We start from the raw sequence: 20,157 nt of genomic DNA, 5'->3' as shown, positions 1-20,157 counted from the left end.
GTCAGGACCAGCGCTCGTCGTCGAACACCTCGGGCGGGATCTCATCGCCCGGTTGTACTCCGAGCGCCTCGAGCCGACCCATGAGCGCGGCCGCGACCGCAACGTAGGTGATGAGGTCCTGCGGCTCGTCGGCGCGTTCAGCCGGGTCGCCGCCGAGGAACTCGAGTACGAGCGGCGGCACACAGTCGCCCATCGCGAGTTCACGGGTGCCGGTCGCAACCCGCCAGGCGTCGAACCCGGACACGTCGACGGCCTCGGCGATCTCGCCGTCGCGAACCGCCGCGAGTACCTCATCGAGCGTGGCCAGCGGTCCCGACGCTCCGCTCGACGGGTCGAAGCCGACGACGGTATCGGGTGCGAGTTCCTCATCGTCGTCGAGGGTGAAGTAGACGATCCCGCGCCAATCCGCGCCGACCGCGGTGATGTCGTCGCGGCCGAAGATCGACTCGAGTAGTTCACTCATGTCGTCGACTCGTCGTCGTGAGAAGAGTGCGAACGCGCCATTGGCGACCACTTGCCCCTGTGTGGAACCCACATCCGCTACCTTACGCACGTGAGGACTACCGTTTTGCGGCCGCGACTGCTCGTGGTGTCGCTGGCCTGTGTCGCGGGCGTGCTCGGCGTCGCGGCATGCTCGTCCGACTCCGGTGGTACCGCCGAATCCGCGACGTCGGTGCCCCGATCAGCGGCCGTGACCGTCGCACCCGGGCAGCAGCATCCGCGCACCGCACCCGGAACCACGCTCGACTTCGGCGCCTCGGCGTCACTGCCCGCCGACGCCTATCGTGCGGGCGGGTCGACGGCGCTGTACACGGTCACCGGCATCACACAGGGCAAAGACGTACCCAGCGCGCAAACCCGCGGCGGCACAGCATATTTCGTCTACGTCACAGTGACGTCTCTGGCACAAGGGCCGGCGCCCGCCCCCAAGGTCCTCGGCCTCGCCGGTTCGGCCGATGGGCGCACCGCAGCGCTGACGCTGCCGCCGTCGACCTCACTGAAGGACTGCGCCAACCCGAAGCCCCCCGAGACGATGCGTCGCGGCGAGTCCTACGCCACCTGCCTCGTCGCCTACGCCGATGAGGGGCAAAAGCTGACTCAGGTCATCTACTGGGCCGACACCACCGGCGACGACTCACTCGACTACAAGCAGGCGCCCGTCGTGTGGCGCAATCCGGCCGACGTCGCGAGCAGTTCCCCCGCGCCACCCGCAGGCTGAGCCGCACAGCCGACGTCGCCTATTCGGATTAGAGTCTGCCTAAGGGGCAGCGAGTGCGACGACGGTCTGAGAGGTCTCCACGTTGACGACAACAGATGCGGTGCTGACCGATTCGCACGCCGTGGGACGCTCGGAGGTCCTCGCAGCACTTGATACCTCCGCGCAGGGCCTGACCAGTGCCGACGCGACACGACGACTCGAGCACGTCGGCCCCAATCGGCTCGCGGCCGCAAAGACTCGACCGGCGGTGCTGCGCTTCGCCGCGCAGTTCAACAACATCCTGATCTACATCCTCATCGGCGCAGGTGTGCTGAAGGCGATCCTCGGCGACTGGATCGACTTCGCGGTCATCGTCGCGGTCGCGGTGATCAACGCCGTCGTCGGGTTCGTCCAAGAGGGCAGGGCAGAGAGCGCACTCGCGGGCATCCGGAACATGCTGTCGCTGCACGCGCGTGCCCGCCGCGATGGCGAGTGGGTCGACGTCGACGCCGAGAACCTCGTTCCGGGCGACGTCGTGTCGATCAGGTCGGGCGATCGAGTGCCCGCCGACATACGGCTGCTCGAGGCGACGAATCTGCGTATCGAGGAGTCGGCGCTGACGGGCGAATCCGTCCCCGCCAGCAAAGACACCCTTGCCGTCGACGTCGACGCAGGCATTGGCGACCGACAATCGATGGCGTACTCGTCCACCATCGTCTCGGCGGGCACCGGCGTCGGCGTGGTCACCGCGACCGGACCGTCGACAGAGATCGGCCGAATCCAGTCGATGATCTCCGACATCGAGCAGGTCGATACCCCGCTGACCCAGCGCCTCGAGAAGTTCGGAACACAACTCTCGCTCGGCATCCTCGGCCTCGCCGCGGCGATCATGGTGATCGGCAAGGTCATCCACAACTTCACCATCGACGAGTTGATCTCGGCCGCAATCGGTTTCGCTGTCGCAGCAATCCCCGAGGGACTTCCCGCAGTCGTCACGATCACGCTGGCGCTCGGGGTGCAGCAGATGGCGCGACGACACGCGATCACACGCAAGCTCCCCGCGGTGGAGGCACTCGGCTCGGTCAGCGTGATCTGCTCCGACAAGACCGGCACGCTGACGCAGAACGAGATGACGGTGCGCACCGTCGTCACAGGCGCACAACGCTATTCCGTCGACGGCACCGGCTACGACCCGAGGGGATCGATCACCGCGGACGGACAGGTCGCATCGCTGAGCGCGGATCCCGATCTCGCACTGTTCGTCGAGACCATGGCGCTGTGCAACGACGCACGAGTCGCCGAGGTCGACGGGCGCTGGCAACTCATCGGCGAGCCGACGGAGGGCGCGCTACGGACTCTGGCCCTCAAGGCCGGGTTCGACGCCGACGTCGCGCGGCTCGGTGAAGTCCCGTTCGAGTCGCAGAACAAGTTCATGGCCACGCTCTCGGATCTACCCGACGGCGGGCGCACCATTCTCGTCAAGGGCGCTCCCGACCGCCTGCTCGACCGCAGCGAGTTCGAATTGGACGAGCACGGTGAACTCCGGCCCCTCGACCGACCTCGTTGGGAAAGCGTCATCGACGAGCTCAGCGCGCAGGGACTGCGAGTGCTCGCCGCGGCACGACGACCCGCACCCGACGCCGACTCGCTGACGCTCGACGACGTCGATCATGGACTGACATTCTTGGGCGTTGCGGGCATCGTCGATCCCCCACGGCCCGAGGCGATCACAGCGATCGCCAACTGCCACAGCGCAGGAATCCGGGTCAAGATGATCACCGGCGACCACGCGGGCACCGCACGCGCGATCGCGGCGGAAATGGGCATCATCGACGATCCGGCCGCTCCGGTGCTCACCGGCGCCGACCTGCAGAAGATGAGTCAGACACGGCTGCGCGAGGTGGCCGGTGAGGTCGACATCTACGCGCGCACCAGCCCTGAGCACAAGCTGCGGATCGTCACCGCACTGCAGGCACAGGGTGAGATCGTGGCGATGACCGGCGACGGCGTGAACGATGCGCCGGCACTGACGCGCGCCGACATCGGTGTCGCGATGGGCATCAAGGGCACCGAGGCCACCAAGGAGGCCGCGGGCATCGTCCTTGCCGACGACAACTTCGCGACCATCGAGCGTGCGGTCGAAGAGGGTCGTCGGATCTACGACAACATCCGCAAATCAATCCTGTTCCTGTTGCCGACCAACGGCGCGCAATCGCTGGTCATACTTGTCGCGATCCTGTTCGGATTCTCGCTTCCGTTGACGCCCGTCCAGATCCTGTGGGTCAACATGATCACTGCCGTGACCCTTTCGCTCGCATTGGTTTTCGAGCCCGCCGAACCGGGGATCATGTCGCGAACGAGACGGTCGACCGACGGTCCGCTGATCGCACGCGGCGACCTCGCGATGATCACCTTCGTCTCCATCCTCGTTGCCGCCGCTGCCATCTCGGTGTACTTCGTGGCGAAGTCGGACGGGCATTCCCTGGCCATTGCCCAGACGGCCGCGGTCAACATGCTCGCGCTCGGCCAACTGGCCTACCTGTTCAACTGCCGCTACCTCAGTGGTTCGAGCCTCAAAGTCGGTGCGCTGCGCGGCAATCCGATGGTCTGGTACACGTCGGCAGCACTCATCGTGCTGCAGTTGGTGTTCATCTACGCGCCGTTCATGCACACGTGGTTCGGGTCCGCTCCCCTCACCGGCGTCGGATGGGGCGTCACCATCGGTCTGGCCATCGCGATCTTCTTCATCATCGAAATCGCGAAAGCCGTTGCGCGACGATTCGAATCGGTCAGATCATCCGACGCGTGACAAACGCGGGCAGATACTTCAGTGCCGCGGCGATCGGAGTCCACGGCCACGGCGGCACCGGCGAGTAGCCCTTTTCGGCCTCGATGGCCTTGACCATCGCCGCGACTCCGGACTCCGTGTCGGCCATCAGAGCGGTCTTCACCCCGCGGTTGATGTCGGTCTCGATGTAGCCGGGCGCGACGACCGACACCGTGATCGGCGAGTTGACGAGTTCTGCCTGCAAACCCTGCCCGATTGCCGTGACACCGGCCTTCGACGCCGAGTACGCGGTCTGTGCCTTGGGAAGTCCACGGATTCCGCTGATCGAGCTGACCAGCACCAGATGGCCGTGGTTCTGCGCGCGGAAGATCTCCATCGCGGCCTCCGCCTGTGCGAGCGCTCCGACGAGGTTGGTCTGCACGGTCTCGATGTTGGCGTGCGCCTTGCCCGTCCCGATCGGGGCGCCCTTGCCCAGCCCCGCATTCACGATCACGCGGTCGAGACCGCCGAGTTCGTCGCGCAGCTTGCCGAAGACGACGGGCACGGCGTCGACGTCGGTGACGTCGAGTGCGCTCACGGCGACCTGCGACGCGCTCGGCCGGAGTTCGTCTGCGAGGGTCTCGAGGCGGTCGAGGCGTCGGGCGGCCAGGGCCAGCGAACGGCCGCGCGCGGCGAATTCACGGGCCATCCCCTCGCCGAGCCCCGAGCTCGCGCCGGTGATCAGGATCTTCTGTCGGGTCGTCACGCAGGACAACCTACCCCTGCGCGCGGGGACGTCGAACGAGACGTACCACCGCGGTCTGACCGTCGTCGCCGACGATCCGGTCGGCGTCGGCCCAGTCGTCGCTGCGCTCGGCGAGGATCTGCCCTGCCTGCGCGGTGTTCATCTCCATCAGCAGTGCGCCACCGTCGGCGAGCCAGTCAGGGGCGGCACCGACCAGCCGTCGAATGTGGTCGAGTCCGTCGCTGCCCCCGAGAAGTGCAGTCCGTGGTTCGTATTCGGTCTCGTGCGGTAGGAGCTCGACGGCACCGTCGGGGATATAGGGCGATACGGCCGCGATCACGTCGACCGCGCCGAGCAACCGCCGCGGCAACGTCGACAGTCCGTCACCGAGGTGAGCGTGCGCACCGGCGGGCAGGTTGCGGCGCGCGTAAGCCAGAGCCGTCGCGTCGACGTCGACGACGTGGATGCGCGCACCGCTCGCCGCTTCTGCCACCGCCGCCGCTACCGGCGCGACTCCGCAGAACGCCTCGATGACCACGGGGTGCTCGACGTGACGTTGGCGCAGCACCTCCGCAGCGACCTGCGCGAGCAACAGCGAGCGCTGTCGAGGGATGAACACCCCCGGCCCCACATGCAGGTCGATCGACCCGAACCGGACCTTCCCCACCACATGCTCGAGCGGCTCACCCGCACAACGCCGAGCGGTCATCTCTTCCAGCTGCTCGACGTCGCGCGCGGCGTCGACGAGGATGGCCGCCTCCTCCGCCGCGAACACACAGCCCGCCGCCCGCAGCCGCGCGGCCAGCGCTGCCGACTGGGCGCCTCGTACTGCCGACTGGGCGCCTCCTACTGCCGACTGGGCGTCTCCTCGCGCCGACTGTGCGTCCGTCACTTGAGCAGCCGTGACATTCGACGGTCCGCGAGCACCTTTCCGCCGGTCTGACACGTCGGGCAGTACTGGAATGATCGGTCGGTGAAGCTGACCTCCCGGATCGTGTCGCCACACACCGGACACGGCATCCCGGTGCGGGCATGCACCCGCAGCCCGGTTCGCTTCTCCGACTTCAGTTTTGCGACGCCGAGACCTTCGAGCCGCCCGGTCGCATCGGTGAGTACGCCCCGCATCGACTCGTAGAGTGTGTCGATCTGGGCGTCGGACAGTGTTTTCGACGACGCGAACGGCGAAAGCTTTGCGGTGTGCAGGATCTCGTCGGAGTAGGCATTTCCGATCCCGGCGATCACCCGCTGATCGGTCAGCACGTTCTTGATTCGGCCCGACGTGCCGTGCAGGATCTCGGCGAGCTCGTCGCGAGTGACACCCATCGCGTCGGGTCCGAGTGAGGCGATGCGCTCGACGTCGGACACATCCCGCACCACCCACACGGCCAGCCGCTTCTGGGTGCCGGCCTCGGTGACGTCGAAGCCCTCTCCGGGTAGCCCGCAGTGGACGCGCAGCGCGATCGGACTCTTGCCGCCGGGACGCAGCGGGCGCGGCGAGAGATCCTCGCTCCAGCGCAGCCACCCCGCGCGCGACAGGTGGATGACCAGGCTGATCGTCGGTTCGTCGACCTGTTCGGCGCTGCCGGGAATCGTCGTGATGACGAGGTATTTACCGATCCGCGACGCGGAGTCGACGATGCGCCCGATCAGCGCTGTGTACGGCGGATCTGCTGTTTTCAGTACCGACAGCGACGCGACGTCGACGCGTCGGATCGGGAAGCCGGCAGCGTGCTCGTCGACGTAATCGGCGATGGCGGCGACCTCAGGCAGCTCAGGCATGCCTCCAGTGTGCTCTAGTAAGTGCATGATCTCCGCACATTCCGACGCCGAGCTCGCCGCTCGGATCGCGGACGGCGCAGGCGAGATCCTCGTCGGAGTGCGCTCGGGGCAGTTGCTGGGTGGTCGACAACTCGGCGACCTCGGCGACGCGATGGCCCAGGCGTGGATCGGCAACGTGCTGCGCCGGCATCGCGGCTCCGACGCTGTGCTCTCGGAAGAAGCCGACGACGTCGGCGACCGCGCGAAAGCCGATCGCGTCTGGATCATCGACCCGCTCGACGGCACGCGCGAGTTCGCTTCCGGCACTGCCGACTGGGCAGTTCACGTCGCGCTCACCGAGTCCGGCGTGGTGACAGCGGCGGCGGTCTCGCTACCCGCGACCGGCGAGTTGTTCCGCACCGACACCGTCGAACCCACAAGCGAACCGCTACGACATCGCATGGCCGTATCCCGTTGGGGCGGAACGTATGAAGTGGCCGCGGTATCGCGCGCACTCGGTCTGGCGCCGGTCGAGATCGGGTCGGCGGGCGCCAAGGCGATGGCCGTGGTCCGCGGCGATGTCGACGCATACGTGCACTCGGGCGGCCAGTACGAATGGGACAACTGCGCCCCGGTCGGCGTCGCGCTCGCCGCGGGGCTGCACTGCAGCCGCCTCGACGGCTCGCCCATCGTCTACAACCGCCCACGCCCGTACATGCCCGACTTCGTCATCTGCCGATCCGAGATCGCCGACGACCTACTCGGCGTCCTCGCCCGGATCTGGTGACAACCCGCCCGCTCAGCGCTGTTTGCGCAGCAGGTAGATGTCCATGATCCAGCCCACGCGCTCGCGGGCCGCCGCGCGCTCCGCGGCGATGCGCTCGCCCACGTCGCCCACCCGGCCGCTGATGAGGATCTCGTCCGAGGTGCCCAGATAGGCGCCCCACCAGATGTGATCGTCGGGGTTTGCGGTCTGCCGGAACGCGAGGTCGGCGTCGAGCATCACGATCTGGTTGGAGTCGACGCCCGGCGGTGTGTCGGCGAGCCGACGCCCCGTGGTGATGTGGATGGGTTCGCCGATCCGGTTGGCGACGATTCCGTGCGCGGCGGTCAGCGCGCTCGCACTCGTCACGCCCGGAATGACCTCGACGTCGAGGGTCAGGTGGGGGCGGTCGGACAGATCGTCGACGATGCGCAGGGTGCTGTCGTACAGCGCCGGGTCGCCCCAGACCAGGAACGCCGCGACACCCCCGCCGGGCAGTTCGTCACGCAGCGCGGAAGCGATCAGCTCGGCTCGTGCCGCGTGCCAGCGCCGCACCTCGGCGTCGTAGTCGGCCGGCGTGCGATCACGCGGCGGGTCAGCGATCTCGATGAGCCGGTGCGACGAATTGGCATGGCTCGCAAGGATCTCTTTGCGGGCGTCGAGCAGCCTCGTCTTCGCACTCCCCTTTTCCAACGCGACGAATACCTCGACGTCGGACATCGCTTCGATCGCCTGGAGCGTGATCTGCCGTGGATCACCGGGACCGATCCCGATGACCCGCAACGTTATTCGCATCGTCGAAATCAGATCTTCACGCGCCGCAGCCCGTGTTTGCGGGCGGTCATGTCGAGGATGAACTGGCGCGGCAGGAGGCGTCGCAAGGCGAAGACGAGTCCCGCAGAATTTCCCTTGGCGTAGAACGGCTTCGGATGCTCGGCGAGTGCGGCGTCGACAATGACCGCCGCCATCTCCGCCCCACTGATGCCCTCTTCTTCGTTATGTCGCGTTGCGGCCGCGAGGGTTTCGTACTCGTCACGGTAGGGCGAGTTCTCACCGATGTAGATGCTGCGCCGATCGCCGATGCCGGTGGCGATCGTTCCCGGTTCGACGCTGATCATCCGGATCCCGTACGGCGCGACCTCACGTCGGGTCGCGAACGCATACGCCTTCAGCGCGGACTTCGTTGCGGCGTAGTTGGATCGGAACGCGACCGGGAAGCTCGACAGCATCGACCCGACCATCACGACAGTTCCCCGACGCCGCTCACGCATACCCGGGAGCACGGCCTTGGTCAGCGCGATCGGCCCGAACACGTTGATACGGAACAGATCTTCGACAGCACCGATCGGCGTGTCCTCGAGAGCGCCTGCCTGCGACTCGCCCGCGTTGTTGATCAGGATGTCGACGGCGCCGACCTCGTGGGCGCACTCCGTCGCGCTCTCGTAGTCGGCGTTGTCGAGACGTACGTAGGTCACGCCGGGAATCGGATCGGCCACCTTGTCGGGGTGTCGACTGGTGCCGAAGACTCGATGGCCCGCGGAGGCGAACTGCCGCGCCACCTCTTCGCCGATTCCACTGGTCGCGCCGGTCACGAGGACGGTGAGCTGAGATGGTGTCACCGCTTCACCGTATCGTCTCGCTGCGCCCGCGAGATCAGAAGCACCTAAGCCGAGCCCGCCCTGGCGCAACGGCTCCCGCTCCGATCGCGGATCGGCCCGTCACGTAGACTGCCTCCGTCGGTCTTCACGACCCGCCCTCGTAGCTCAGTGGATAGAGCACCGCTCTCCTAAAGCGGGTGTCGCAGGTTCGATTCCTGCCGGGGGCACACTGACATCCTTGCCGGCCTCCGGCCGGTGTGCGCCCACTGTGTGGCTAAAGAGAGATTCCCGCGGGCGCACCAAACAGTTGCGTGGGACACGCGGGTACAAAAATGCCCCCGAGGATCCCACGCAACTCGACGCCTCGACTCAGATCCGCGGCACTCCGGCGGCCAGGAGATCTTTGACCACTTCTTCGGGCTCCGTGCGCAATTCCACGGCGGTACAACGCAGCTGGCGGCGGCCGGGAGTAGACAATCGGCGCTGGCGACGTAGATCGTCCTCCCACGACGTGTGGTCCCTGTGAAACGACCCGTCGACCTCGAGCACCACCGTCGATCCGTCGGGCAGATCCCATTCGCCATCGGTGTAGCGGCGTCGACCATCGCTGTCGGTGCGAGGACGCTGACGCACGGGAGGTTGCAGGGAGAAGTCACGGCACATCGTGACCAGGTCGATTTCGGCCATCGACTCCGAGCCACCCGCGATGTCGTCGAGGAATCCGCGCAGCAGAGGCTTATGGCGCAGCCGCGGCAGCTTGTCGCACCAGGAGAGCAGAGCCTCGGCCGTTGTCAGTCGCTGTTGCACCACGGCGGCGAGAAGACCGCCCGCCGACCGTGCCGACGCATGCTCACCCCACGCACCAGCATTGAGCGCCGAAGCCAATGTGAGGGTCGCGGGCTCGACCCGCAGCGTCGCCATTCCCGCGCGTTGCACGGAGAGCGAGGTCAGGTCGTGGCGGGTACGGACGTAGTCGATTCCGTCAGGCGCCCTCCGCGCGCTGCGATCGTCTGCTCCGACAAGGAACACGACTGGCCCATCCTCCCAGCCCTTCAACCCATGCGCCGACAGAGCAGCGCGACCTGCCAGAGCTGTTGTGCCACAAGGGTGTAGCGCACCGATCCAGACGCGCTGAGTCTCGCTCGGAGCACCTGGAGCGAGCATCAGAACTCGCGGGCCGAACGCCTTCCACTCGCCGCTGCTGACTCGCCGCCGCACGGTTCGCTTGTCGACGCCTGCCTCAGCGAGCTGCGCACGTGTCGCGATGTTGTCCTGCCGGTGCGCGAGCGCCAGCCACCCCTCGTCGGATCGCACCCGCTCAGGATGTCGCACATCCGACGCGACGCCGAAAATCTATCCACAGGCCAAAGTTGTGTGGGACGTACGGGTACAAAAATGCCCCCGAGGGGACCACGCAACTCGGAGCCCGAGGCGTCAGACGAGCTGCGACCGCAGGTTGTTGTCGGTCTGCTTGATCGCCTGGCCGACGAACGGCTCGAGAATGGCACCGAGCGCACGCCCGCTGAGTCCGCCGGGCAGTTTGTACTGGAACTCCACCTCGACCTTCGTTCCACCGTCGGCGTCGGCGAATCGCCAGGTCGTGTTCGCGGGAAAGCCGTCGACCGACACCAGCGCGATCAGCTCACCGTCGACCCATTCCTTGGTCTCGACAGTGGACTTGAGCACCTTCGGCCCCACGCTCATCTCGGCATTGAACGTCGCGCCGAGACCTGAGGTGTGGTCAGTGGTCGGATCGAAGCGAGTGATCCCGAACATGTAGCCGGGCACGTTGTTGTAGTCGTTGACGTAGTCGAACACCCTTTGACGTGGCACATCGATCACCGCGCTGTGGCTCACCCCTGGCATCTGCACTCCTCGTGTTGTTCCGCCAAGACGGCGGTGGACGCAACTACGGACAATGTTCCATTACCCGTTGTCGACGTCGACAATCGGGTCGCGCCTCACTCGCCCAGGTCCGCCGAGATCCGTCGCAGAAGATCGACGAGTTGTGCGCGCTCGTCGGCGCTCAGCGGGGAGAGAACATCGGCGTCGTCGGCGAGTCTGTTGGGGAGTTCGGCGTCGACCAGTGCCCGTCCCGCCTCGGTCAGTTCCAGCAGCACCACCCTGCCGTCGCGCTCGGACTTTCGTCGCGCAAGCAGTCCGCGCCGCGAGAGCGTCTCGCTGATCTTGGTGATAGACGCCCCGCTCAGCATGGTCGTCGACACCACCTCACTGGCGCGCAGTGGGCGATCCGACCTGGCCAGAGCGCTGAGGACGTCGAACTCCGACCGTCCGATCCCGTGCGCCTCCAGCTTGCGGTCGAGTCGGTGGTTGGAGACCGTCGCGATGCGCTGAATCCGACCGAGGATGCCGATCGGCTCGATGTCGAGGTGCGGATACGACCGTGCCCATTCCGCTTCGATCCGGTCGACCAGGTCACGGCTCGCTCGGGCGTCGGGGATGTCGGTCACGTGACGATCATAACTAGCACCTTCATTTACTTCACTAGTAAAACAGTGATAAATTAGTCGAATGCAGAGCTCCCTGATCACCCCGCACGTCCGTGTCCGCGGCGCAGCCCTGCAGCACGTCGTGAGCCCGACCACCTGGCGCGACGCCCTGCGACTCGACTTCAGCCGCACCAGCGTTGCCGCCCCGCTGCGGGTGGGTGTGGCCGTGGGCGTTGTCCTCGTCGTCGGTGCACTGCTCGGCTTGCGCGACCTCGCGGGACTCGCTGCACTCGGCGCGCTGGTCTCGGCATTCTGCCGACCCGACCCCTACCCCGTCCGCGCTCCCCGACTCATCGCGCTCGGCGTCGGGGTCACCGCGGTCATCGCGGTCGGCGCGACGATGGGCACCTACGCGAATTCCATCGTCACCGAGATCGTCGTGACCGCCGTGCTGGCCGGGATCGCGTGCTATGTCGTGTCGGCGCTGCGCATCGTCGGACCGGGCGCCGTCATCTTCGTCTTCGCCGCGACCGGCGCAGCAGGGTACGCACACAGTGCAGCCGACATCGGCCGCGCGACGCTCGCCTCGGCGATCGGCGCCGTGATCGGCATTCTCATCGCGCTGGCTCCGTGGTTCGTCGAGCTACTCAGGTCGCGACTCCCGAAATCGAGAACACACGACAACACGTCGAAAACCGCTCCAGCGCAACGTGAATCGATCTGGGTCACCCTCGCGGGCGGACAGGCCCCCGCGCATCGCAAGCACCTCGCCGTCACCGCGATCCGCATCGCCATCGCTGCGGCGATCGCGGCGACGATCGCCGTCGCCGTCCATCTCGATCACCCGATGTGGGCCGCGATGGGTGCGGTCGCGGCGATGCAGGGCGTCGAGTATCACCTCACTGTTCGACGCGGAGTCCAGCGACTGCTGGGCAATCTGGGCGGCGCGGTGATCGCGGGAATACTCCTCGCGGTGCCGCTGGGATACTGGGGCGCGGTCGCGGGAATCGTCATATTCCAGGTGCTCGCCGAGATCCTCTCGACCGTCAACTACGCACTCTGCTCACTCGCGGTGACACCCATGGCACTCCTGCTCACCGGCCTCAGCGCGGGTTTGAGTCCCGAGGCGGCCGTCGATCGCGTTCTCGACACCGCGATCGGAATCGTGGTCGGCATCGTCGTGGCCGCCCTGGCGGTCCGCGGACACGATATTGCGGCGCTGCGTGCACACGCCGCGAACGCACCTGCGCCGGAGAACTCCGACACCGAGCTGTCCCAACCGAACTCGGCGTCGAATCGTTCGCGCAGCTAGCAACCTGACGGCTTCCGCACCATTGTGAAGCGTGTTTTCACGAGCGTCACATGGAGGCAATGACCTGGGTACCTGGTCCTCATAGCGTCGTTTTGCTTGAACCAACGACACTCACTCTTCGGGGCCACCCGGCCACGACAGGCGCACACGCGTCGCAACCGGAGAGCCGACCCAGGAGTTTATGTATGAGTGGCAGCATGTCCCGCCGTCAGGCCATCGAGGCCGTGACCACGTATGAGATGGAATGCGACGGCTTCCCCGAGCCCCTGGCAGACACCTTCGGCCGCAACGTCTTCACCCTCTCGGCGATGAAGACCCGCCTGCCCAAGCACGTCTTCAAGGCTGTCGCGGCAACCATCGACAAGGGCGTTCCACTCGACCCGACCCTCGCCGACTACGTAGCTTCCGCGATGAAGGACTGGGCCATCGAGAAGGGTGCGTCGCATTACGCGCACGTCTTCTACCCGCTGACCGGATTCACCGCCGAGAAGCACGACTCCTTCCTCGAACCCGACGGCGCCGACGGTTCGCTCGCCGAATTCGCAGGTAAGACGCTGCTGCAGGGCGAGCCCGACGCGTCGAGCTTCCCCAACGGCGGCCTGCGCGGCACCTTCGAGGCCCGCGGTTACACCGGATGGGACGTCACCAGCCCGGCGTACATCCTGGAGAACCCCAACGGCAACACGCTGTGCATCCCCACGATCTTCATCTCGTGGACCGGCGAGGCCCTCGACAAGAAGGTGCCGCTGCTGCGCAGCCAGCAGGCCATGAGCAAGCAGGCGATGCGCGTGCTGCGACTGTTCGGCCACGAGGACGTCGACACCGTCGTCTCGTACGCGGGCCCGGAGCAGGAGTACTTCCTGATCGACCGCCACTTCTACTTCGCCCGCCCCGACCTGATGACGACGAACCGCACGCTGTTCGGCGCCAAGCCGTCGAAGGGTCAGGAGTTCGACGACCACTACTTCGGGGCGATCCCCGACCGTGTGCTCGCGTTCATGATCGAGCTCGACCGCGAACTGTTCAAGCAGGCCATCCCGGCCAAGACCCGCCACAACGAGGTCGCACCGGGACAGTTCGAGATCGCCCCGGTCTTCGAGCGCTCGAACATCGCCCACGATCACCAGCAGCTCATGATGACCACCATCAAGAAGGTCGCAGAGCGCTACGGCATGATCGCGTTGCTGCATGAGAAGCCGTTCGCCGGAGTCAACGGCTCGGGCAAGCACGTCAACTTCTCGATGGGCAACTCCAACCAGGGCAACCTGCTCAACCCCGGCGACACCCCGCACGAGAACGAGCAGTTCCTCGTCTTCTGCGCGGCGATCATCCGCGGCGTGCACAAGTACGGCGGCCTCCTGCGTGCCTCGATCGCCTCGGCGTCGAACGATCACCGCTTGGGCGCCAACGAGGCGCCGCCCGCGATCATCTCGATCTTCCTCGGCGAGCAGCTCTCCGACATCTTCGACCAGATCGCGAAGGGTGGTGCCAAGGAGAGCAAGACGTCGGGCGTCATCGAACTCGGCGTCGACACGCTGCCGCCGTTCAAGGCCGACGCCGGCGATCGCAACCGCACCAGCCCGTTCGCCTTCACCGGCAACCGTTTCGAGTTCCGCGCGCCCGGCTCCAACCAGTCGATCGCCGACCCGATGATCGCGATCAACGCGATGCTCGCCGATTCGCTCGAGTACGTCGCCGACTTCCTCGACAAGGAGATCGCTGCGGGAACCGAGTTCCACGCCGCAGTGCAGAAACTGCTCGAGGGCATCATCACCGAGCACGGCAAGGTGGTCTTCAACGGCAACGGCTACTCCGACGAGTGGCAGGAGGAGGCCGCGTCGCGCGGTCTGCTGAACCTCCGCACCACCGTCGACGCGATGGAGCAGTACGACCTCCCGGAGATCAAGGAGGTGTTCAGCAAGTACGGCATCCTGTCCGAGCGCGAGCTCGAGGCGCGTAAAGACGTTGTGCTCGAACAGTATTCGTTGGCCCTGCTGGTTGAGGCCAAGGAGACACTCGAGATCGCCAAGACGATGATCCTGCCCGCGGCAACGCGTTACATGGGCGAACTCGCGAGCACCGCGGCCAGCCTCAAGGCTGCGGGCATCGAGATGGAGACCCCGGCGCTGGGCACCATGACCGGCAAGGTCAGCGAGCTCAACGCCGCCATGGATACGCTCGAGTCCGCTATCGAGGGCTTCCACGGAGAGACCGTCGAGGAGGAGTCGGAGTACGCACTGAAGTCGCTGATCCCCGCGATGAACGGCGTGCGCGACGTCTCCGACGCACTCGAGGGAGTCGTCGCCGACGATCTGTGGCCGCTTCCGACGTACAACGAGATGCTGACCATTCTCTGACGCGAACACCACGCAGCGTGCCCGCCGGGATATCTCCCGGCGGGCACGTCGCATTTCACGAACTTTCTTGGACGATCAGCCAGGTCTGGTCGGTATCTTTGTCGATATGGATGAATCCGGTGTCGGTGTGGGGCGGCTGTTGCTCGCGCTCGACGCGACGCTGGCGTCACTGGCTGCCGCACCGCGGGGCCTCGACGTCGTGATCGACTCGGTCGCGCTCATCGACCCCGACGACCTGCGCCTGCCGCTACACACGTCGGCGCGCGACGCGGACCTGTTCCTGATGGTCGGGGTCGACGCCGACGACGTTGTCGGTTGGCTCGACGGGTTCGGAGCGCAGATGCCCGTCGCCGTCATGCTCAAATCGCCGTCTGCCGAAGCCATCTCCCGCATCGCCGAGCATTCCGTCGCGGTCATCGACGTCGATCCGCATGCTCGGTGGGAACGCATCTACCGACTCGTGCTGCGGGTGCTGGATGCGTCGTCGGCACCGCCCGGGGCCGAATCCATGCAGGCGGGCAGCATCGGCGACCTCTTCGAACTCGCCGCAGAGGTCGCGCGCCGCACCGGTGGGCTCGTCAGCATCGAGGACGCGCGTTCCCATGTACTCGCCTACAGCAGCGCCGGCGACGAAGCCGACGAGCTTCGACGATTGTCGATCCTCGGGCGCGAGGGACCACCGGAGATGCTCGCCTGGTTGCGCCAGTGGGGCGTGCTGGATGCGCTGCGCACCACCGAGACACTGGTGTCCGTCGAGGAACGCAGCGAACTCGGGTTGCGCCCGCGGCTGGCGATCTCGATCCGCTCTCCGCACGAGCAGGGAGTCGGCGACTACCTCGGCGCGATCTGGTTGCAGGAAGGGCGAGATCGGTTCGCCGACAACACCTCCGACATTCTCGCGGGCGCCGCCGCTGTCGCAGCGCGCATCATTTCTCGACGACGCAGCGCGGGCAGCGGGCACGACGAACTGGTACGCAGACTTCTCGGAGCGCGCGGCGAGACGATCGACTCGGAGTTCCTTGGTAACCAACTGGGCATATCGTCCGACGCGGACCTTATGGTGGTTGCTTTCGGCGGCCTGCTCACCGACCCGTCGAGAGCATCGGTGGCCGCGCCAACACCCGCGATGATCTCCGCATTGACGTTGCACGCCAGCGCATTCAGCCCGTTGTCGGTGACGTCGACGCTCGGACCACGCGCCTACGTCGTACTTCCCGCTGCCAATCAGGCGACAACGGTCGCGTGGGCCCGCTCGGCGGTTGCGGCGGCGCGTCGACAGTTCGGTGTCGACGCACGGGCCGTGGTCGCTGGGCCCGCCGCGGGACTCGGGTCTGCACCGACATTGCGGACTCAGACTGATCGCGTTCTCGATGCGGCACAACGTGAATCGGATCTGATCGAGCCCGTCACGACGGTCGCGGCGTCGACGACGGGAGTGCTGCTCGGCGAGATCGTCGCGCTGATCGAAGAAAACCCGGAGCTGATCGACGCGCGCGTCCTCGACCTCGCGGCGCGCGACGAAACGTCGGGAAGTGAACTCACACCGTCGCTGCGCGCCTACCTCGACCATTTCGGCGACGTCCGCGCGGCCTCCGCCGCGCTTCACATCCATCCGAACACGTTGCGCTACCGCATTCGTCGCGTGCAGGAGCTGACGGGCATTGACCTCGACGACCCGACCACCCGCCTGGTCGTCGCGCTGACGCTCCGGGTCCCGCGGCCCGCCGGCTGAGTGCCCCGCTGGTTGAGCCAGCCGCGAGCGCAGCGAGCAGCCGAGTCGAAACCACACACCCACGCGAGGGTGGTCTCGACAAGCTCGACCAGCGGGAAATCGCTCGACCCTTCCGCTGGTTGAGCCGGCCGCGAGCGCAGCGAGCAGCCGAGTCGAAACCACTCGCCCCGCATCGCTCACTCCCGCAGCGTGGCCTCGAAGGCGATGCGGTCGCCGCGGAAGAGCGACCACACCACCTCGACGGGCAGGCCGGCGGCGTCGAAAGATCGCCTGCGCAGCAACAGCATCGGCATGGCGGTCGACGTTTCGAGTAGCTGGGCCTGCCGCGGGCTCGGCAGCGCCGTCTCGATCCGCTCCTCGGCGCTGGCGAACGTGACGCCCTCGGCACGGATCGCGGTGTACAACGAGGTCTCCGGATCGAAGGTCTCGTAGAAGTGCCCGAATCGCTCTTTCGGGAGAAACGTACTCTCCAGCCCGAGCTTCTGGCCGTCGGCGAGCAGCACGCGTTCAAGGTGCATCACGGTCGAACCAGGCGCCAAACCCAAACCTGCGCAGACGGATTCTTCGGGTACGGCGTCGGCGAATGTCACCATGATACGGCTGGGTACCCGGCCGAACTGGCGCGCTCCCTCGGTGTAGGACTTCAACGACAACGGCTGCACCATCTTTGGCGCCGACACGACCGTTCCGCGCCCGCGCCGTTCGATCCGGCCCTCGACGAGTAGTTCCTGCAACGCCTGCCGCACCGTCTCGCGCGCAACCGAAAAACGTTCGGACAGCACGCGTTCGGATGGCACCGAGTCGCCCTCTTCGAGATCGGCGAGGACGTGCTCGAGTTCAGTCCGCACCCGCACGTACTTCGGCTGAGTTTCGGGCGCCATCAGTGGCCACCCCGCTCGACGTCGAGCACACGCCGGGCCACCACCACGACCTCGTCGATCGAGAGTGCCGAAGCCCCGGGAATCTTCGCGGCGTCGTCGAATCGGCGCAATGCGAGGGCATCTGGCCACCACGGGTGCCGTGTCCACTCCGCACCGAGATCGCCTGCGCCTCCCTGCTCCGCGAGCGAGGCGACCGATGTCGCGGTCAGCCCATCCGTGTAGGCCGGATCGTGAGCCGCCAGCCACTTCTTCGCCGCGACATGCGAACCCGCAAGCCATCCGACACGTTCGCCGAATCGAGGAGTCAGCCAGGCCCGCGCATCGTCGTCGTGGCGAGCAGTGGACTCGACGAGGCGACTGTGCCCGACGTCGTGGAGCACAGCGGCGAGCACCAGTTCGTCATCCGCGCCTGCCACCACGGCATTGCGGCCCGCCTGCAGCGCGTGATCGAGCTCGTCGACGGCCTCTTCGTCCCAGACTCCGCGCAGCGAGCGCAGCACGTCCTCGACCTCTGCAACCACATCCGCACACATGAGATTCACTGTACCCAATCTGGTCTAGACCAAGAGTTAACCCAGAGTTCTCCGAAAGGACCTTTATTGGTCTAGACCAAACCAGCAGACTAGTTCGCATGAAGGTGATCATCATCGGAGGCGGAATCCTCGGTACGTCGCATGCGCGTGCCGCCATCGAGCGCGGACACGAGGTGCTGTTGCTCGAACGAGAGCGTGAGGCGCGCGGCGCTACAGTCCGAAACTTCGGACTCGTCTGGGTGTCCGGACGTTCGGCGGACGAACTCCCCGCGGTGCAGCGCTCACGTGACCTCTGGGAGAAGATCGGAGCCGACGTTCCCGGTATCGGCTTCCGGCCGTGCGGCTCGATCACACTCGTCCGCACCGCTGCTGAGCTGGCCGTCGCGGAAGAGACTCTCGCACAGAGTGATTCCGCCCAACGCGAGTTCACACTCCTCGATCCCTCCGACGTGCGCGCGATCAATCCCGCACTGCAGGGCACCTATGTCGCGGGTCTGCACTGCGCACGCGACGGAGCCGTCGAATCTCGTGTCGCACTCCCCGCATTGCGTGGGTTCCTCTCCACCACCGGGCGTTTCGAGTATCTCGGCGGGCGTGAGGTGCGGTCGGTGACGTCGACGTCGGGGACGGTCGAGGTCACCGACGACACCGGTGCCACCCATCGCGGCGACGCCGTCGTCGTGTGCACCGGCGCCGCGCACTCGGGTCTGCTACGCGAACTGGTCGGCGAGCAACCACCGGTCCGCCGGGTCAGGCTGCAGATGATGCAGACCGCGCCGTTCGATGAGAAGCTCACCACCGCGATCGCCGACGGCGACAGCTTCCGCTACTACCCCGCATTCGCAGGCGAGGCCCTCGACCACCTCGGCCGCGTGCAGTCGCAGTCACCGGTCGCTGCCGAACACCACATGCAACTGCTGTGCGTGCAACGCCTCGACGGCGGCCTGACGATCGGCGACACACACGCCTATGACCGCACCGCGGACGGCGACGACGCCGACATCTTCGGCTTCGACGTCACCGAAGACCCCTACCAACATCTGGTTTCGGTCGTCGAGAACCTGCTCGGGCGACGCCTTCCGCCCATCGCACGACGCTGGGCAGGTGTCTACTCGCAGTGCCTCGACTCCTCAGAACTCGTCTACCGCAGCGAGGTCTCGCCAGGCGTCTGGGTCGTCACCGGCCCGGGTGGGCGTGGAATGACGCTCGGCCCCGCGATCGGTGAAGACACCGCAGACCTCATGAACCTCTGACCACACGCCACACCTGAAGGGAAATACCTTGTCCGACAACCCGATCACACTCGCAGTCCTCGACATGGCAGGCACGACGGTCGCCGACGGCGGCTCGGTCCTCGCCGCGTTCGACGCCGCGGCAGCAGCCGCAGGCCTACCCACCGACGGCCCCAGCCACGACGAGGTGAGGCAATACGTCGTCGACACGATGGGGCAATCCAAGATCACCGTCTTCCGGCACCTCGTCGATGGCGACGAAGCACGCGCCCAGGCGGCCAATGCGGCCTTCGAGAAGGCGTACGACGCGCAGATCGCCGACGGCGGTGCCACCCCTATCGACGGTGCGGCACAGTCCATTTCACAGCTGCGTGACTCAGGAATCAAGGTCGCGCTGACCACTGGCTTCAGCGCGAACACTCAGAAACTACTCATCGACTCCCTCGGCTGGCACGATCTCGCCGACCTCGTCATCGCGCCGTCGGACACTCTGCGCGGCAGGCCCTTTCCCGACATGATCCTCTCGGCCCTCATCACGCTGCGCATCGACGATGTGCGTCAGGTTGCGGTCGTCGGTGACACCGCCAATGACATCACCAGCGGCGTGCGCGCCGGCGCGGGCATCGTCGCGGGCGTACTGACCGGCGCACATGACGAAGACACCCTTCGCGCGGCAGGCGCAACCGATGTCGTCGCCGACATCGGTGCCGCCGCAGCATTGTTCGGCAACTGATCACCCGGTCGACACCACCCAGAATTTCACCATCCATCCACATCCGTTGTGCTGCATCGGCGCAGCACAGCGCCATCCGCCACGCCCACTTCATCACC

The 20,157-nt window shown here is 66.4% G+C and carries 19 protein-coding genes and 1 tRNA gene; 9 read left to right on the top strand and 11 right to left on the bottom strand.

Going from position 1 to position 20,157, the window contains the following annotated elements:
* Position 1: 1 nt before the first annotated feature.
* Positions 2-535 carry a hypothetical protein gene (locus tag ABW18_RS05170; RefSeq protein WP_049697884.1) on the bottom strand — a complete coding sequence of 178 codons (534 nt, stop codon included), beginning with the start codon at positions 533-535 and terminating at the stop codon, positions 2-4.
* Positions 536-553: 18 nt separating this feature from the next.
* On the opposite strand from ABW18_RS05170, the gene ABW18_RS05165 reads away from it, so the two are divergent.
* The gene (locus tag ABW18_RS05165; protein WP_231895405.1) at positions 554-1,219 is read left to right on the top strand and encodes a hypothetical protein; all 666 of its coding nucleotides are present in this window, start codon (positions 554-556) and stop codon (positions 1,217-1,219) included.
* 82 nt (positions 1,220-1,301) lie between these two features.
* Positions 1,302-4,007 (top strand): HAD-IC family P-type ATPase, encoded by a 2,706-nt coding sequence (locus tag ABW18_RS05160; RefSeq protein WP_049697882.1) that lies wholly within the window; start codon positions 1,302-1,304, stop codon positions 4,005-4,007.
* Here ABW18_RS05160 and ABW18_RS05155 read toward each other — a convergent pair.
* Genes ABW18_RS05155 through ABW18_RS05145 form a run of 3 tightly spaced genes read right to left on the bottom strand, consistent with a single transcriptional unit; the run spans position 3,988 to position 6,489 of the window.
* Positions 3,988-4,731 (bottom strand): SDR family oxidoreductase, encoded by a 744-nt coding sequence (locus tag ABW18_RS05155; RefSeq protein WP_049697881.1) that lies wholly within the window; start codon positions 4,729-4,731, stop codon positions 3,988-3,990. The genes ABW18_RS05160 and ABW18_RS05155 overlap by 20 nt on opposite strands.
* A gap of 10 nt (positions 4,732-4,741) precedes the next feature.
* Complete coding sequence (locus tag ABW18_RS05150) at positions 4,742-5,602, bottom strand: class I SAM-dependent methyltransferase (RefSeq protein WP_082946511.1); 861 nt, start codon at positions 5,600-5,602, stop codon at positions 4,742-4,744.
* Positions 5,599-6,489 (bottom strand): DNA-formamidopyrimidine glycosylase family protein, encoded by an 891-nt coding sequence (locus tag ABW18_RS05145; RefSeq protein WP_049697880.1) that lies wholly within the window; start codon positions 6,487-6,489, stop codon positions 5,599-5,601. Before ABW18_RS05145 ends, ABW18_RS05150 begins: the two co-directional genes overlap by 4 nt.
* A 25-nt stretch (positions 6,490-6,514) precedes the next feature.
* Here ABW18_RS05145 and ABW18_RS05140 point away from each other — a divergent pair, with 25 nt between their 5' ends.
* A complete protein-coding gene (locus ABW18_RS05140) occupies positions 6,515-7,255 on the top strand; it encodes a 3'(2'),5'-bisphosphate nucleotidase CysQ (protein ID WP_049697879.1) in 741 nt (246 codons plus the stop codon).
* A 12-nt stretch (positions 7,256-7,267) separates the two neighbouring features.
* On the opposite strand, the gene cobF is transcribed toward ABW18_RS05140, so the two are convergent.
* On the bottom strand, positions 7,268-8,026 hold the full coding sequence (gene cobF, locus ABW18_RS05135) for a precorrin-6A synthase (deacetylating) (protein ID WP_049697878.1): 759 nt from the start codon (positions 8,024-8,026) through the stop codon (positions 7,268-7,270).
* 8 nt (positions 8,027-8,034) lie between these two features.
* Positions 8,035-8,850, bottom strand: a complete 816-nt coding sequence (locus ABW18_RS05130; RefSeq protein ID WP_049697877.1) for an SDR family oxidoreductase — start codon at positions 8,848-8,850, stop codon at positions 8,035-8,037.
* A gap of 133 nt (positions 8,851-8,983) precedes the next feature.
* On the opposite strand from ABW18_RS05130, the gene ABW18_RS05125 reads away from it, so the two are divergent.
* Positions 8,984-9,056: transfer RNA gene (locus ABW18_RS05125), tRNA-Arg, on the top strand.
* Between the two features lie 142 nt (positions 9,057-9,198).
* Here ABW18_RS05125 and ABW18_RS05120 read toward each other — a convergent pair.
* The 3 genes from ABW18_RS05120 to ABW18_RS05110 all read right to left on the bottom strand — a co-directional run bounded on the left by ABW18_RS05120 (position 9,199) and on the right by ABW18_RS05110 (position 11,300).
* Positions 9,199-10,143 carry a type IV toxin-antitoxin system AbiEi family antitoxin domain-containing protein gene (locus ABW18_RS05120; protein WP_049697876.1) on the bottom strand — a complete coding sequence of 315 codons (945 nt, stop codon included), beginning with the start codon at positions 10,141-10,143 and terminating at the stop codon, positions 9,199-9,201.
* A gap of 120 nt (positions 10,144-10,263) precedes the next feature.
* Entirely contained in the window at positions 10,264-10,695 is a 432-nt protein-coding gene (locus ABW18_RS05115) for an SRPBCC family protein (RefSeq protein ID WP_049698080.1), read from the bottom strand.
* Between the two features lie 95 nt (positions 10,696-10,790).
* On the bottom strand, positions 10,791-11,300 hold the full coding sequence (locus tag ABW18_RS05110) for a MarR family winged helix-turn-helix transcriptional regulator (RefSeq protein ID WP_049697875.1): 510 nt from the start codon (positions 11,298-11,300) through the stop codon (positions 10,791-10,793).
* Positions 11,301-11,361: 61 nt separating this feature from the next.
* Here ABW18_RS05110 and ABW18_RS05105 point away from each other — a divergent pair, with 61 nt between their 5' ends.
* From ABW18_RS05105 to ABW18_RS05095, 3 genes are all read left to right on the top strand, one after another.
* Entirely contained in the window at positions 11,362-12,591 is a 1,230-nt protein-coding gene (locus ABW18_RS05105; protein WP_049697874.1) for an FUSC family protein, read from the top strand.
* A gap of 185 nt (positions 12,592-12,776) precedes the next feature.
* A complete protein-coding gene (locus ABW18_RS05100; RefSeq protein WP_049697873.1) occupies positions 12,777-14,948 on the top strand; it encodes a glutamine synthetase III family protein in 2,172 nt (723 codons plus the stop codon).
* A gap of 106 nt (positions 14,949-15,054) precedes the next feature.
* Positions 15,055-16,680 carry a PucR family transcriptional regulator gene (locus ABW18_RS05095; protein WP_049697872.1) on the top strand — a complete coding sequence of 542 codons (1,626 nt, stop codon included), beginning with the start codon at positions 15,055-15,057 and terminating at the stop codon, positions 16,678-16,680.
* A gap of 176 nt (positions 16,681-16,856) precedes the next feature.
* Here the strand turns inward: ABW18_RS05095 and ABW18_RS05090 are convergent, their stop codons facing one another.
* Together ABW18_RS05090 and ABW18_RS05085 are read right to left on the bottom strand one after the other, a co-directional pair.
* Complete coding sequence (locus ABW18_RS05090; protein WP_420841301.1) at positions 16,857-17,564, bottom strand: GntR family transcriptional regulator; 708 nt, start codon at positions 17,562-17,564, stop codon at positions 16,857-16,859.
* Entirely contained in the window at positions 17,561-18,094 is a 534-nt protein-coding gene (locus tag ABW18_RS05085) for an HD family phosphohydrolase (RefSeq protein WP_049697870.1), read from the bottom strand. Before ABW18_RS05085 ends, ABW18_RS05090 begins: the two co-directional genes overlap by 4 nt.
* Before the next feature lie 98 nt (positions 18,095-18,192).
* On the opposite strand from ABW18_RS05085, the gene ABW18_RS05080 reads away from it, so the two are divergent.
* A complete protein-coding gene (locus ABW18_RS05080) occupies positions 18,193-19,347 on the top strand; it encodes a TIGR03364 family FAD-dependent oxidoreductase (protein WP_049697869.1) in 1,155 nt (384 codons plus the stop codon).
* 28 nt (positions 19,348-19,375) lie between these two features.
* Positions 19,376-20,059 (top strand): phosphonatase-like hydrolase, encoded by a 684-nt coding sequence (locus tag ABW18_RS05075; RefSeq protein WP_082946513.1) that lies wholly within the window; start codon positions 19,376-19,378, stop codon positions 20,057-20,059.
* Positions 20,060-20,157 lie beyond the last annotated feature (98 nt).

The sequence above is a fragment of the Gordonia jacobaea genome (assembly GCF_001186365.1).
GTDB classification, from domain to species: Bacteria; Actinomycetota; Actinomycetes; order Mycobacteriales; family Mycobacteriaceae; genus Gordonia; species Gordonia jacobaea.
This window is presented reverse-complemented; position numbering and strand designations above follow the sequence as displayed.